Source organism: Porticoccus sp. Uisw_050_02 (genome assembly GCF_047729555.1).
Classification (GTDB): domain Bacteria; phylum Pseudomonadota; class Gammaproteobacteria; order Pseudomonadales; family Porticoccaceae; genus Porticoccus.
In genome coordinates, this window is record NZ_CP159825.1 from 828,508 (window position 1) to 843,015 (window position 14,508).

16 protein-coding genes are annotated in these 14,508 nt (G+C 42.7%); 2 read left to right on the forward strand and 14 right to left on the reverse strand.

Translation table 11 applies throughout. The features are described from left to right. Window positions 1-78 precede the first annotated feature (78 nt). The 8 genes from ABXT41_RS03955 to ABXT41_RS03990 all read right to left on the reverse strand — a co-directional run bounded on the left by ABXT41_RS03955 (window position 79) and on the right by ABXT41_RS03990 (window position 6,914). Window positions 79-546, reverse strand: coding sequence for a YcgN family cysteine cluster protein (locus ABXT41_RS03955; RefSeq protein WP_415390227.1), 468 nt, complete (start codon window positions 544-546; stop codon window positions 79-81). Window positions 547-567: 21 nt separating this feature from the next. Beyond that, a complete protein-coding gene (locus tag ABXT41_RS03960) occupies window positions 568-861 on the reverse strand; it encodes a YcgL domain-containing protein (RefSeq protein WP_415390228.1) in 294 nt (97 codons plus the stop codon). Between the two features lie 31 nt (window positions 862-892). Continuing rightward, the gene (gene rnd / locus ABXT41_RS03965; RefSeq protein ID WP_415390229.1) at window positions 893-2,050 is read right to left on the reverse strand and encodes a ribonuclease D; all 1,158 of its coding nucleotides are present in this window, start codon (window positions 2,048-2,050) and stop codon (window positions 893-895) included. Beyond that, window positions 2,050-2,643: a recombination mediator RecR gene (recR, locus tag ABXT41_RS03970; protein ID WP_415390230.1), complete on the reverse strand. Its 594-nt coding sequence runs from the start codon at window positions 2,641-2,643 to the stop codon at window positions 2,050-2,052. Before recR ends, rnd begins: the two co-directional genes overlap by 1 nt. 180 nt (window positions 2,644-2,823) lie before the next feature. After that, window positions 2,824-4,617, reverse strand: a complete 1,794-nt coding sequence (gene dnaX, locus ABXT41_RS03975) for a DNA polymerase III subunit gamma/tau (protein ID WP_415390231.1) — start codon at window positions 4,615-4,617, stop codon at window positions 2,824-2,826. Between the two features lie 83 nt (window positions 4,618-4,700). Next, complete coding sequence (gene ttcA, locus ABXT41_RS03980; RefSeq protein ID WP_415390232.1) at window positions 4,701-5,558, reverse strand: tRNA 2-thiocytidine(32) synthetase TtcA; 858 nt, start codon at window positions 5,556-5,558, stop codon at window positions 4,701-4,703. A gap of 4 nt (window positions 5,559-5,562) precedes the next feature. After that, window positions 5,563-6,183 carry a dUTP diphosphatase gene (locus ABXT41_RS03985; protein WP_415390233.1) on the reverse strand — a complete coding sequence of 207 codons (621 nt, stop codon included), beginning with the start codon at window positions 6,181-6,183 and terminating at the stop codon, window positions 5,563-5,565. 74 nt (window positions 6,184-6,257) lie between these two features. Beyond that, a complete protein-coding gene (locus ABXT41_RS03990) occupies window positions 6,258-6,914 on the reverse strand; it encodes an MBL fold metallo-hydrolase (RefSeq protein ID WP_415390234.1) in 657 nt (218 codons plus the stop codon). A 336-nt stretch (window positions 6,915-7,250) separates the two neighbouring features. On the opposite strand from ABXT41_RS03990, the gene ABXT41_RS03995 reads away from it, so the two are divergent. Next, window positions 7,251-7,811 carry a hypothetical protein gene (locus ABXT41_RS03995; protein ID WP_415390235.1) on the forward strand — a complete coding sequence of 187 codons (561 nt, stop codon included), beginning with the start codon at window positions 7,251-7,253 and terminating at the stop codon, window positions 7,809-7,811. 70 nt (window positions 7,812-7,881) lie between these two features. Continuing rightward, entirely contained in the window at window positions 7,882-8,322 is a 441-nt protein-coding gene (locus tag ABXT41_RS04000; RefSeq protein ID WP_415390236.1) for a hypothetical protein, read from the forward strand. Window positions 8,323-8,365: 43 nt separating this feature from the next. Here the strand turns inward: ABXT41_RS04000 and ABXT41_RS04005 are convergent, their stop codons facing one another. Genes ABXT41_RS04005 through nuoJ form a run of 6 tightly spaced genes read right to left on the reverse strand, consistent with a single transcriptional unit; the run spans window position 8,366 to window position 14,442 of the window. Continuing rightward, the gene (locus ABXT41_RS04005; RefSeq protein ID WP_415390237.1) at window positions 8,366-8,806 is read right to left on the reverse strand and encodes a CBS domain-containing protein; all 441 of its coding nucleotides are present in this window, start codon (window positions 8,804-8,806) and stop codon (window positions 8,366-8,368) included. Between the two features lie 27 nt (window positions 8,807-8,833). Next, window positions 8,834-10,249: an NADH-quinone oxidoreductase subunit N gene (locus ABXT41_RS04010; protein ID WP_415390238.1), complete on the reverse strand. Its 1,416-nt coding sequence runs from the start codon at window positions 10,247-10,249 to the stop codon at window positions 8,834-8,836. Continuing rightward, a complete protein-coding gene (nuoM, locus tag ABXT41_RS04015) occupies window positions 10,246-11,760 on the reverse strand; it encodes an NADH-quinone oxidoreductase subunit M (RefSeq protein WP_415390239.1) in 1,515 nt (504 codons plus the stop codon). The genes ABXT41_RS04010 and nuoM overlap by 4 nt, the downstream gene beginning before the upstream one ends. Continuing rightward, window positions 11,760-13,595 carry an NADH-quinone oxidoreductase subunit L gene (gene nuoL, locus ABXT41_RS04020; RefSeq protein ID WP_415390240.1) on the reverse strand — a complete coding sequence of 612 codons (1,836 nt, stop codon included), beginning with the start codon at window positions 13,593-13,595 and terminating at the stop codon, window positions 11,760-11,762. The genes nuoM and nuoL overlap by 1 nt, the downstream gene beginning before the upstream one ends. Window positions 13,596-13,597: 2 nt before the next feature. Then, window positions 13,598-13,912, reverse strand: a complete 315-nt coding sequence (nuoK, locus tag ABXT41_RS04025; protein ID WP_415390241.1) for an NADH-quinone oxidoreductase subunit NuoK — start codon at window positions 13,910-13,912, stop codon at window positions 13,598-13,600. After that, window positions 13,912-14,442, reverse strand: coding sequence for an NADH-quinone oxidoreductase subunit J (gene nuoJ / locus ABXT41_RS04030; RefSeq protein ID WP_415391453.1), 531 nt, complete (start codon window positions 14,440-14,442; stop codon window positions 13,912-13,914). Before nuoJ ends, nuoK begins: the two co-directional genes overlap by 1 nt. Window positions 14,443-14,508 lie beyond the last annotated feature (66 nt).

The following is a 14,508-nucleotide window of genomic DNA, read 5'->3' on the forward strand; positions in this document are numbered from 1 at the left end:
GCATAAATTTGACTTCCAAAAATTTAATCATTTCCCCAAACATTCATCAATACTCTTTAGTCTAATAGTAAAGCACAGCTAACTTACCCATTGGACAATATGATCTTCCATTTCATCCTGGCACACATCATGTTCTGAAATTATTTTTCCTTGAGCAGATATACCGGAAGAATGAACAGACTTAGTATTGCCAGAAACCAAGTGATGCCATCTAGGCAAAGGGCTGCCTTCATACAACAAACGATAGGCGCAAGTACTAGGCAGCCAGCTCTGCCCCGCCATATTCTGAGGGGTTAGTTTAAAACAATTGGGAGCCAGCGTGAGTCTATTTTGATAGTCGCCACACTGGCAGCTCGTTTCATCTAAAAGGTAGCAGGCTACGTTCGTATCAAAAATCGCCCCCGTGTCATCGTCCTCTAGCTTATGTAGGCAGCACTTACCACAGCCGTCACAAATCAACTCCCATTCTTTGGGGGACATCTGACTCAAAGGCTTATATGTCCATGACGGCTGATTCACTTTACTATTCCCGGCAACCCTATCCACAAAACACCTATAAAGATGCGCTCATAATTTACTATTCTTGTCTCGCAGCCACTGCATATCATATGCAGGAGTTGGCGGCATTTGCAGGTAGAACCCATTCTCTTCAATCATCTCTAAAACGCGCCCTGCATCAACACGAGCCAGTTTTTTTTCCGGAGTAACTAAGAGCGTCATAGCTAATTCCGGCTTCCCAAACCTTTTTAAAAGTTCCCCAGGAACAGATTTTAACTCATTCTTTTTATCTACATATAAATACATACCCTCTTCTTTTGGGCTTCTGTATATACTACAAATTTTTTGCACAAGGGGTCTCACTAAAAGTTTATTAATTTAACAAGAAATTTAATCAAACTGCTGCGTTAGCGGCATCTAGCAATGACTTTCCTATCACACCAGCACGCCATCCAAAGGCAATATTTTTGGGCAAACAAGCCTCTTTTTTCATAATACTTTGAACTAAGAATTCAATATCTCGTTTTCTTGCTAATACCTCTGGGGCGAGGTTCAGCAGTTCAGCCTGAGTGCTCACAACCTGCTTCAATTTCTTGACCATTTCCCTAGAATTTCTAGGCAATGGCTCTGGCAGTATCCCGGGATATTCTCTTTCTGGCTTGGCTAGCCCGTCACTCAACAAATCTAATAATTTTTCAGCATAGCGCCGGATCAAACCAGGATGCACTCCCTCCATTGAGGATAAGTCTAATTTTGATTCAGGCTTTTTAAGCACAATATCAAGAAGGGTTTTATCGTCAATTATGCGGCCTCGTGGCCTATTTCTATTCCTGGCTTCAGCTTCTCGCCACTCACAGAGCACTTGAAGCGCAGAAAGATCTTGGGGTGAAAACTGCCAAGCGCCCTTAACTTTTTGGAAATATAGACTCAAATCTTCTTTATCAGAGGCATTTTTTACTAGCGACATCATATCCTCATCAACCCATAGCTTGCGGTCCAATTGCACGAGAACCTCACATAATTGCCTGTAAACTGGCAGCAAATGAATCACATCTAAAGCGGCATACCCTAGCTGATTCTCACTTAAGGGACGCTGAAGCCAGTTAGACCTAGTTTCACTTTTTTCAACATGAATACCTAGTATAGCCTCAACGATAGCAGCGTATCCTTTAGAAAAACCATAGCCAGCAAATGCAGCAGCAATCTGTGTATCAAACAATGGCCTTGGGATGCAATTCAACACATGCTTTAATACTTCAATATCCTCAGAACATGAATGAAAAACCTTAACAATCTCTTTATTTGTCAATAAATCGGCAAGAGGGGAAAGGTTTGGTATAGGAACTGGATCAATCAACCAGCAATCCTTACCGTTAAAAATCTGGACCAAGCCTAGTATCGGGAAAAATGTGTCTGTCCTCATGAACTCTGTGTCTATTGCGATCGCGTCACAGTCAGTTAGTTGGGCAATGCAATCTTGCAATTCCACAGTATTGCTAACAAGAATAGGTGTAGGTAGTAAAAATTGATCACCACTTAAAGGGGTGTCCATTAAATTTTCTTTCGGCTACTAAATGCGTGCGATAAGGTGCCGCCATCTACGTACTCTAGCTCCCCTCCCATAGGTACGCCATGAGCAATACGGCTAACTGCAACTCCACAAGCCTTGGCTCTTTCGCTGATATAATGAGCGGTTGCCTCACCCTCTACCGTCAAATTGGTTGCTAGTATTAATTCAGTTATATTTTCTTCAGACAGTCTAGCTATCAAATGATCTATTCCGATTTCTTCTGGTCCAATGCCATCAATAGGAGACAGATGACCTAACAAAACAAAGTAACGCCCCCTATAAGTGCCGCTGTGCTCTATAGCCAAGAGGTCTGCAGGTGTTTCAACGACACAAAGCTGTAATGGGTCACGACGAAAATTGCTGCAAAGAATACAGGTACTAGTTTCTGTTAGGGTGCGGCACAATTGACAGCGACCAATTTTATCAGCAGCTGCTTCCAGTGATGCGGCTAGACGATATGCGACATCACGATGTCTTTCGAGTAAATACAGCGCCATTCGTTGAGCAGACTTGGGGCCTACTCCAGGCAGGCATCGCAGGCTAGCTATAAGCTCATCAATAATTGGTCCAAACATCCGCCAATCCCCTTTCTGCATAAATGCATAAGTGCATAAATTTTGTTGATTTTATTAAAAATCGACCCTAGCGCATAGAGAAGTATGCAGCCTTTAAAATAACACCTGAAGTTCTAAAGATATTTTTACATTACCCTAAGTATAAAAATTTTTTAATATTCATATATTTGTAACGTATAATTAATCAATTGCTTTAATTGTATTTTTAAGTAGCACGCCACCGAAAACATTCATAATATCACGCACATTAGGGTCAGACTGAAGATTTTCTGTGGCCTCTGTCTGTTTCTCCTCTTGCAGTCTTGCACGACGAGATTGAGGAGTCTCAGTTACAACCACGCCAACTTCAATTGCAACATTAACAGGCGTCCCAAAATATACTGAAAGTTCCACAGCAAGGCGGCCCTCATGAGCAGGGCCATAGATTGCACTTTGACTTTCATCTAACACAAAAAATAGGTCTACGCCTTGGACTGCGGTCAACGCTAAATTAGCAGCGATATTTTTCAGGAGGCCTCCTATGGTCAACCCCTCGTAAATTTTAAACCACGTCTCTGCAGAAGCGTGTTCCAACAAGACCTTGCTCGAAACATCCACAGTAATGGTTTTTGGTTCCATTACGTCAAGTTCGGCCAACGGTGAAGAATTCTTCTCATACCCAGAATCAGCTAGCGTGTCAGCAGGCCTCAGTGATTCGACATTATTAGCACCTAAGCTCCCTGATCTCGAATCAGAAGGCTTAGGATCAATCTTGGCATCTTCAGGCTTTTTTTCTAGCTCGCTCGCCTCCCTTGGCTCAGTTTTCGGTACGATGGGAACGTCATTCGCAATGACTATGCTTTCATCAGTAGCTGTTTGCACCTTAACAGGTGGATCAATTTTATTTTCATAAACAGGATGAAAGGCTAGCATTCGCAGCATAACCATCTCGAATCCTATTCTCGGCTCTGGAGCCAATGGCAGGTCACGCCGTCCTAGCAAAGCGATCTGATAAAATAATTGCACATCTTCTGAGCTTAGATTACCAGCAATCTCCAAGACAAGATCCTTATCTCCTTGCCTGTTATCAATAGCACCAGGGATTGCTTGGGCTACAGCCACTCGGTGCAGTAAAGATAACAGGTCACCCAAGGCAGTACTGTAGTCTGGCGCAAGTTCTGACATTTTTTGAATTGACGTCATTATTCCCGGTCCATCTCTATGTATCAGCCCTCTTGTTATTTCTGCAATCACCGCAAGATCAATAGAGCCCAACATATTAGAGATATCAAACTCTGTTAGCTTTCCTCCACCGTAGGATATAGCCTGATCGGTTAGACTCAATGCGTCCCGCATACTTCCATCTGCCGCTCTAGCTAGCGACCAGAGTCCTGGCTCCTCAAAAATAATCTTTTCTTTGCCTAAAATATACTTTAGGTGCTCAACAATAATCTCGGGGCTAATATTCTTAAGATTAAACTGCAGGCAACGCGACAAAATAGTGACAGGCAACTTTTGCGGATCAGTGGTAGCAAACAAGAACTTCACATGGGCTGGCGGCTCTTCTAGCGTCTTTAGCAAAGCATTAAAGCTATGCGTAGAGAGCATATGTACCTCGTCTATCAAGTACACTTTAAATCGCCCAACAGATGGGGCGTACTGAACATTCTCTAAAAGCTCGCGGGTATCATCAACCTTTGTTCTTGATGCCGCATCAACTTCTATCAAATCAAGAAAACGTCCTTCAGCTATTGAAATACAAGCGCTGCAGGTCTCACAAGGGGATGAGCTTACTCCTTGTTCACAATTAAGGCATTTCGCAAGAATTCTAGCGATAGTTGTCTTACCAACACCGCGAGTCCCTGTAAACAAATACGCATGATGCAGTCGATCCTGGTCAAGCGCATTGATGAGAGTGCGGAGCACATGCTCCTGCCCAGCCATTTCACTAAAAATACGTGGTCGCCATTTGCGAGCCAGGACCTGATAAGTCATATATGTGTAACCGAATCGTGTATTAGAACACTCATTTAAAAAAATTATAGAATCAACATGCCAGCACTAAAAAAGAAAGCAGCCTATACAACATTAATCGCGCCAATACGTTCCTCCCTCTCAATCTTTAAGCTTTTGAAGTCAAACAATCCAATATCTGCAAGTTGTGAGGGTGCCACACTCTTTGTGGCAGAAAAAATACTCTCCAATCGTCCGGGATTTTTTTTCTCCCAGTCCTGAAGCATCTCTTTAATAACTTGTCGCTGCAGATTATCCTGCGAACCGCATAAGTTGCAAGGGATAATAGGAAACTGCATTTTTTCAGCATATCTCTCCAAATCACTTTCTTTGCAATAGGCTAGCGGGCGAATCACAATATTTTTCTTGTCGTCACTTAAAAGTTTGGGTGGCATTGTCTTCAATTTTCCACCATAAAACATATTCAAAAAAAGTGTTTCGATAATATCATCGCGATGGTGACCTAAAGCAATTTTAGTTGCCCCAATTTCCTGTGCAAAACCATAAAGAGTACCCCTTCTTAAGCGAGAGCAGAGACCACAATATGTTTTGCCCTCAGGGACAAGGTCAACGACGACGCTATAGGTATCTTTTTCAAGAATATGAAAAGGAACACCAAGTTTGGTTAAATAAGCAGGTAGGACTTTTTCTGGAAATCCAGGTTGCTTCTGGTCTAAATTGACTACAATGATTTCAAAATTTATGGGGGCAGTTTTCTGGAGATGCAACAGTAGGTCTAGCATGCAATAGGAATCTTTGCCTCCAGATAGGCAAACCATAATTTTGTCGCCATCTTCAATCATATTGTAATCTGAAATGGCATTGCCAATATTGCGGCGCAAGCGCTTATGTAGCTTATTGAGCTCAGGGCGATCTTTACGCAACTCTAATATATTTTGATCTAGTGCAACATCAATATTCATGAATTTAGCGTCCACTCTCGGAGTACCGATTCTCAAGCGCCAGATATAGGTTATCCTTGAAATTTTTGCTGCTTTTATCCATTTCCCCTATTAGCTCTACTAGATGCTCATTGTCTTCTTTTCCAGACCATACTTTTCGATAGCTTCCATCCTGATAGCCATTATCTTGTCGGAAAAAATTTAACACATTCTTTCCAACATAGCTGACATATAGCTCATCAAAAGTTAGCCCAATACCGGTCATCAGAGATGAGAATCCAGCAATATCAAAACTTTTACTTTGAAGTGTAGCAAAAGTAAAGCTCTCAAGGTCATCACGAAAATCTCCGGATGGTTTTGAACTCAATAGCTGTTTAGCTATATTGGAAGAGATATCCTCCCTACTGCTAGACTCAAGTAGTAGTATGCTTAAACCGAAATGCCAAATATCAACGAGCTCTAGCTTTACCTGTTCGGCATCTGGCGTTTGTTTCTTCCACCACTTCCAACCGTAATGATCCATTAGTTCTGCGCATTCAACCCAAATTGCACGATACCAGGAGAACTCTTGATTCACCCAATCATCATTCACCTTTCTGTTCATGGCATCTTGCAAATCCAACATTATCAAAATCTGCTCTTTCATGCTATCGCTCCATTTTTGGCGCTTATTTTTACAGATCACCTGCTGTCAAATCAATGATTTCAGCAGACAATAGACTAGGGTCTAACAAATTTATTACCATGCTTTTCATCCCTTATTGTTGTGGGTGGGCCATGTCCAGCAATAACAATAGCGTCTTCATTCAGCGTATAGATGCGCTCACGTATAGAAGCTGTGATCTGCTCAAAATTACCTCCAGGAAAATCTGTGCGGCCCACCGCACCCTTAAACAGAGTATCGCCAGCAATCAACAGATTGCTTCTTTCAAACCAAAAACTAGTTGATCCAGGTGTATGTCCAGGGGTGTGTATAGCAACTCCTCCACAACAACCAAGATCATGATCATCGTTAAGGTAAAAATCAGGATCTGGTAGCTTGACGTCACTAGGAAAGCCGAACATCGAACACTGCTGCTCCAAACCTTTCCAAAGAGGAAAATCACCCTCATGGAGATAAATAGAGGCTCCTGTAGCCTCTTTGATCTCACCTGCAGCAAGTATGTGATCGAAATGTGCATGCGTATGAATAATAGCGACTACTTTTAAGTTCAAGTCAGTCAATAGTTCGAGAATAACTCGCGCATCGCCTCCGGGGTCTACAACTAAAGCCAGCTGACTAACTGGATCGCCGACAATAGTGCAATTACACTGCAAAACTCCAACAGGAAAAGTTCTTATAATATATTTTTCGTTGACTGGTGTATTCTGTGACATATGGAACCGATCAGAAAACTGTTTAGAAAAAGATCATTTATGTTAGCACAGGATCAAGAATGATTAACCCCAAAACAATGAGACCAAGAACTTAAAATCTCCCATATTTATCAAACGCCAAGAGAGTTTAAATCTCATATCAATTGGTAATTGTTGGTTTTAAGTTATAAATTTAATTTAGATACCTTGTTTTTTTTTTAAAAATCCTTAATGTTGAACCTCTAAAATTAACATGTCGTAATAAGAATCGCCACAAACGCCTTTAGCTTGCGATGAGAGGCCTAAAAGCGATACATTTAACAGTCTTTAAACACTAAAAATAAGGAGATCTAGTAAATGAAGACCTTTTTTCATATTCTTATTCTTATTTCATCCACTGTATTCGTATGTCAAATTTTAGCTGAAGCAGCGACCAAGCCCTCTATTGATTGGCGCTCAGCTGAAAGCATAGGTAACCATATAGAAATTCGTCAAGATGCAGCGCACGGTGAGATAACCTATGGACCAAATTTTTCAACTTCCAATCAATTTCTATCTAAAAATTTTTCAGACATCTATCTAATGCGTATTGTTGATTTAGAGGGCGCGGACCATTACACAATTTATATAAATGCTCGGTATAATAGTAAGAATTTTAGATCTTATGAAAGCGCTGTGAACGCTCAAGATGAGGCGAAATTGCCGCTGCAAGTCCTATCGAAAACAGGCGGAAATTGTTCTATCGCTATATGCCAATATGAAGAAAAGCTGGCTATACCTTTAAACTTTCTCTACTTCTTTGACGGTTCCGTCTCTGGCCTAAACATCACTATATCTGGAAACAGAAACGACCAAATTAAAATACCTGACGCTTATTTTAAAGCTATGCTAAATGCCATTCCAGAAGAAAAAATATGATCAAATCCGCGTGGTGCTAGACTTATTTTTAGGTTAATCCAAGTTAATATAAAAAATTAAGGAACTGAGTATGAGATTTTTTCTATTATTGATTTTACTACCATTATCTCAGCTGCATGCCCAACCTATGAGCCCTATCGCCAAAAATTGCGAGCAATGGGACAGTGTTCGCCAGAATCAGTCCGAACAAGCTACTCTTTACTGGTTAGAAGGATTTTTGTCGGCCTACAATAAGTATGAATATACAGGAAAACATCCTGAAGGGGTTTTACACAGCGCAGATCCAAAAGTTATCACAGGCTGGCTAGATGGGTATTGCTTATCCAACCCGCAAAGCAGTCCACAGATAGCAGTAGAGTCATTCATTGATGAAAAAAAGTTACCGGTAAAAGCTTGTGCGATAAAAAAATCAAGCGGGCGGCCATGTATCCCTTATGAGGAAGATTTACCAGAAAATTTATTAGAGACAGACAGCCTTAACAAAAAAATTAAATGGAAATTTTGGGAATAATTTTTTAAAACGACTCTGCAATAACCAAGCAGAAAGCTAAAAATTATGTATAAAGTTCGTTTTCCGGACAAGCGAACTTGCTTACCGCTGCCAATAATCTACGACAAGTAATTTGTCCAACCAGCTTACCATTATCCAATACTGGTCGACGGCGATGGCCTTTGCTGAGCATGTCAGCGGCCACATCTACTATATCCGCATGCAGCTCACAAGAATCGATATTTGTGGTCATAAACTCAACAACACTACCATAGCCGCTTCCTCCGGATCTACAGCCGTCGTTATAGGTTGCACCAAGGACAGCTCGCATACAGTCAAGCTCAGATAAGACTCCCACTAGATGTCCATTATTATCAACCACACAGACACCAGAGATCTTATTTTTAATAATAACATCAATGGCATGAAATATATTTTCATCTGGCCGGATCGTCACCGGATTGGATAGTAGATAATCACACAAATCAACTGAACGTAAAGGCATAATATTCTCCCTACCTTTTTGGTTTCACTAGAGCCCGCCGGCAAAAGCGATAAATGGTTGCGGCCAACTACCCAGCATTAAAATCAATACCGTTAGCAATAGTGCTGTTATATCTCCAGAGCGATCCCTAAACCCGATATCATTGCCAGACGTCTTGCTCATAGAAAAAATAATTCTCAGATAATAATAAATACCGATAGCACTACCGATAACCAGCGCACTCAACAAAAACCAATGGGACCCCTGAATAGCGACATTAATCACAAAAAACTTAGCCATGAACCCTGCGGTAAGGGGTATGCCTGCAAATGAAAGCATCGCTATAGTAAGGGCGGTCGCCTGAATTTTATTCCTCCAAAAAAGTCCCTCAAATTCTGAAATCTGGCTTTTTTGTTGATCTTCTCTAGAGACTCTGGCTATCACGGTAAATGCTCCAAGCGTAGTCAATATGTAAGCTGCTAAATAAAAGGTTACCGCCTCGCTCGCCATCTCGCTGCCAGTGAGTGCAATCAGTACGATTAACAGGTAGCCAAAATGAGCAATCGATGAGTAAGCCAATAAGCGTTTGATATCCTCTTGCAGTAGAGCGAGCAAGTTGCCAATCAGCATTGAAAAGGCTGCCAGTACAGAGAGCGCCAAAATCAAAGACTCGTATTGATGCAACTCAGCATCCATATAGATACGAGCCAGTGCGACGAAGACCGCCCCTTTTGATACGGTTGCAAGAAATCCCGTCACGGGTGTCGGTGCACCCTGATAAACATCAGGCGTCCACATATGAAATGGTACTAAGGATAATTTAAAAGCAATACCTGCTGTAACCATAGCGGTGCCGGCCATCACTAATAGAGGGTTACTAATATAGGCAAGAGCCGCTTTTTCACCAATTCCTTTATAGCTTAACTCGCCAGTTGCAGCGTAAAGCAACGCAAACCCGAACAATAAAATTGCTGAGGCGCACCCTGACAATACCAAATATTTAACTGCCGCTTCGAGGGGTAAAAGCCCTTTTTTTGGGAAAGCAATCATCGCATAAAGAGCGACCCCCATTAGCTCCATACCTAGCAACAGAGAGGCCATATGGCTAGATTGAATCAAAATTACAGCTCCAAGAGCTGATAACACTAACAAAAGGTAATATTCTTCTTTGCTCCCCCCTTCCGAGGAAAAACTATCCTGTGAAAGCACCACTGTAACCAGAGATGCAAGCAGCACAAGCGCGGTAAAAAATAATCCCCAATTGTCTACTTGTAGTAAAATTGTCACAGGTTGCGAAAAGTCTCTGGCATATCCAGCGCCCCATAAAGCCAACAATATTCCTACTACAGTAATAATCCATGTCGCCTTCTCATCACGCTTTATGGAGGCCTGGATCATCAAAACTATAGCCGTCAAGCTCAGCATCAGTATCGGCATTAACGCCTGCATCTGGCTTCCGTTCATAAGGAACCTCCTGTCACGATGCTCGAGAAACTAATCAGGCTTTCTACCACTGGGCGAGAAATATCTAATATCGGCTGCGGGTAGATACCCAATACAATGAGTGCAGTCATCATCACAGCCATGGTCAGCATTTCTCTTGTCCCAAAATCTACCAGCTGGCGTGTTTCGTCAGGCTCACCTTGAAATGATCGCTGCATCAATAATAGCGAATAGGCGGCACCGGTGATCAAACCAAGCGCTGCGATAACGGCAAGCAAGCGGTCCACTTGAAAAAGGCCTAGTAGTACCAAAAATTCGGCAACAAAGTTACCTAAACCAGGAAGCCCAAGAGATGCTACTATAAAAAACATGGCTATAGCGCCCATACGCGGCATATTCTGCCATAAGCCACCCATCTCACGCATATCCCTAGTATGCAAGCGCTCTTGAAGTGAGCCTGCAATCATAAACAATGCCGCTGTGCTGAATCCATGCGCGACCATTTGCATAACCGCTCCCTGTAGTGCCAAGATATTCCAGGCATACACTCCAAGGAGAACAAAGCCCATATGGCTCACGCTACTGTAGGCAACCAAGCGCTTAAAATCCGTTTGACCGAAAGCCAAAATTGCCCCATAAATAACTCCGGCAACACCTAGCCAGAGGGCAACAGGAGCAAACTCCATTGACGCCTGAGGGAATAAAGGTACAGCAAAACGAATCAACCCATAAGCGCCAGTTTTGAGTAATATTCCTGCAAGAATGACACTACCGGCGGTGGGTGCCTGAGTATGAGCATCTGGCAGCCAGGTGTGAAAAGGAAACCCAGGAAGCTTAACAACAAAAGCGACAAAGAAACCGAGCATCAACCAAAATGCAGTTTGTGCGGCAATTTGAGCGCTCAGCAGGTCGAAATAACTAAAGGTCCAAACACCAGTATTACCATGATGAATTACGACCAATGCCAATATAGAAACCAGCATCAAAAGACCGCTAGCCTGAGTAAAAATAAAGAATTTCATGGCTGCGTAACCGCGATTTTCGTGGCCCCAAATAGCAATCATAAAATACATCGGGATTAACATAACCTCCCAAAATAAAAAAAACAGGAACAAATCTAGAGCCATGAAGACACCAAGAACACCAGCCAGCGTCCATAGTAGATTGGCTTCAAAAAAACCTTGTCGAACTTTGATATCTGTCCATGAGGCGCTTACTGCCACAGCACCTAATATCAATGTCAGCAAAACCATCAGCATGCTTAACCCATCTAAGGCTAATTCAATTTTAATACCAAAAGCCGGAATCCACTCAACACTATAATACATCAACCAGGTTTCCGGATCGCTGGGCACGGGTGCCTGTAGCGTCTCCAGCTGGGGAATAGTCGAAAGCGCTATCAGTAGATAAATTAAATCAATAATAACTACTGCCAAAGCTACCTTACGAGGCACATCGGCACCCAGTCGCTCCGAAAATATCGCAACAACCCCTCCAATCAGTAGAATGAGTATCAAATTAATCATTAGCATCAAGAAGCCCTCACCAAAATGGCCAGCAGTACAATCAAGCCAAATACCATGCTAGTTATATAACGTCTCATCTGCCCGCTCTGACCTGCAGATAACCACTGATTAAATGTTTGACTTATAGTCACAACAAGCCTATAAAAATTGTCCACTGGCTCTAACTTCAGAGCCCTAGCTAGACCGTAATAAGGCCTTACCAGTAGTTGATCATATAGCCAATCTATCCGCCAACCGCTAAACCAAAATTGCTGCAGTTTTTGCATAACAAAAGAATTAGTGAATACGTCCACTTTGAGCTGGCCGCCAAGAAATATAAGGTAAGCGATGATTACGCCGACAATTGGTACCGCAATGGAGACGTATTCAACCCAGTGGGCGGGGTGCTCGAAAACTGCCAGAGGAAAAACCTGAGTGACCGGAATGATAATCCAGCCCCCCATCATGGCTAAAATACAAAGTAAGCTTAAAGGTATGACCATTCGCCAACCAGTATCCTTGTCTGGCTCGGTGTTGACCTGGCCAAAAAATACCACAAATACTAATCGAAAACTGTACACAGCCGTCAACAACGCGCCCACCAATCCCCCAAACCACAACCAAGGCCCTATACCATCAACTTGATAAGCCTGTAAGAGAATCTGATCCTTGCTAAAAAATCCTGATGTCATTGGCAATGCCGCCAAAGCTGCTGAGCCAATCATGAAGCTCCAAAATGTCACCGGCATACGAGTTCGCAAGCCGCCCATTTTAAAAATATTATGCTCATGATGCAGGCAATGAATAATAGCTCCGGAGCCGAGAAATAATAGAGCCTTAAAAAAAGCGTGGGTCATTAAATGAAAGATTCCGGCAGTCCATGCACCTACACCTAGGGCTAAGAACATATAGCCGATCTGACTGATCGTTGAATAGGCAAGAATACGTTTAATATCATGCTGGGTTAGCGCAGTGAAGGCCGCCATTAAAGAAGTTGCTAAACCTACCAGTGCTACTGCAATCATTGCTATTGGGGCGAACAAGTAAAGTTCATGGGTCCGTGCAATCAAATAGACTCCAGCTGTCACCATCGTTGCCGCATGAATCAATGCGCTAACAGGGGTTGGGCCAGCCATAGCATCAGGAAGCCATGTATGTAGAGGCAGTTGAGCTGACTTGCCAACCGCTCCGCCTAAAATAAGAAGGCAGGCGATAAGTGGCATACTGTCACCCACTTGCCATTTATCCTTAGCGGCGTCTCCAAGAGCCTGGATATCCAAAGTACCGAGCTCAGTAAATAGCAAAAATAATCCCAGCGCCATCAACGTATCACCAATACGAGTGACAATAAATGCCTTGCGCGCAGCATAGCCATTGGCAGAATTCTGATACCAAAAACCCACTAGCAAATAACTGCACACCCCTACCCCTTCCCAGCCAAGATAAAGAAGAAGCAGATTGTCTGCCATTACTAAAATCAACATGGCAGCAACGAACATATTTAGGTAAGCGAAGTAGCGTGCATAGCTAACATCTTCTTCCATAAACTCTGTAGAGAACAAGTGGATTAAAAATCCGACCCCTGTAATCACAGACATCATTACCAATGTTAGTCCATCAAAATAAAAAGCAACGTCGGAAGAAAAAGTGCCTACCTGCATCCAGGTCCACAGAGTTACTTTGAAAACCTCAGGATTACCTAAAAAGTCTATTCCCATTTTTGCTGTCAGTATTGCGGCAATCCCTACAGAGCCAACCCCCAGTAAGCCAATAGCAAATCGCGACAAATGTCCGGCGAATAGCATGAGTGTCGCCGAACTAAGCAAGGGGATAAGCGGTATCAATCCAATGAGTTCGCGCATAATCATCCTCTCATCCAGTCGAGACTATCCATATCTAGCGATCTGAAGCGGCGCTGCACCTGCAACACCAGACTCAACCCAACAGCCACCTCAGCAGCAGCAATACTCAATATCAACATAAATACAATTTGACCATCCGGTTGTCCCCAATGGGCTCCAGCAGCTACAAAAGCCAATGCAGCCGAATTCAGCATGACTTCAAGTGACATCAAGATAAAAATAATATTGCGGCGAATCATTAGGCCCAGCATGCCAATGACAAAAAGCAATGAAGCAATTAATAAAATATGATTGAGCGGTATATTTAAACCTTCCACTATTCTCCCTCCTGTTGGTGCCCTAGTTCACTTGAAGGAGCTCTGTCCAGATAGCGACGTCCTAAATGAAATGAGCCTACTAAGCCAGCAAGCAACAACATGGAAGCAATTTCAACCGCTAAAACGTAAGGCCCAAACAGACTCAATCCCACTTGCTTGGCGCCAACAACACCAGTGCTTACAGGGCCTTCAGCGGAAGAAATCACGTAGAGCAATTCAGCAAACAAGACAATCGTTAAAAGTGCTGGGCCCACCCACACCGACGGCCTCATCCATGTCTTCTCACGGGCATCACCTTTTGCACCAAGATTCAACATCATGATCACAAAGACAAATAGAACCATAATGGCTCCGGCATAAATGACGATCTCTAATGCCGCAACGAATGGCGCGCCAATCAAATAAAAGATCACCGCTACCGCCAAAAGAGAGACTATTAAATAAATCAGCGCGTGAATGGCATTAGCTCTAGTCATAGCCAATATAGTAGAAACCAGCGCGACTGTGGCAGCGATATAAAAAAGTATTATTTCAAGCACGTCTAACCTCGCAAGTCATAAATTGGCCTTATATATCAGGTACATTCAAAAATATCA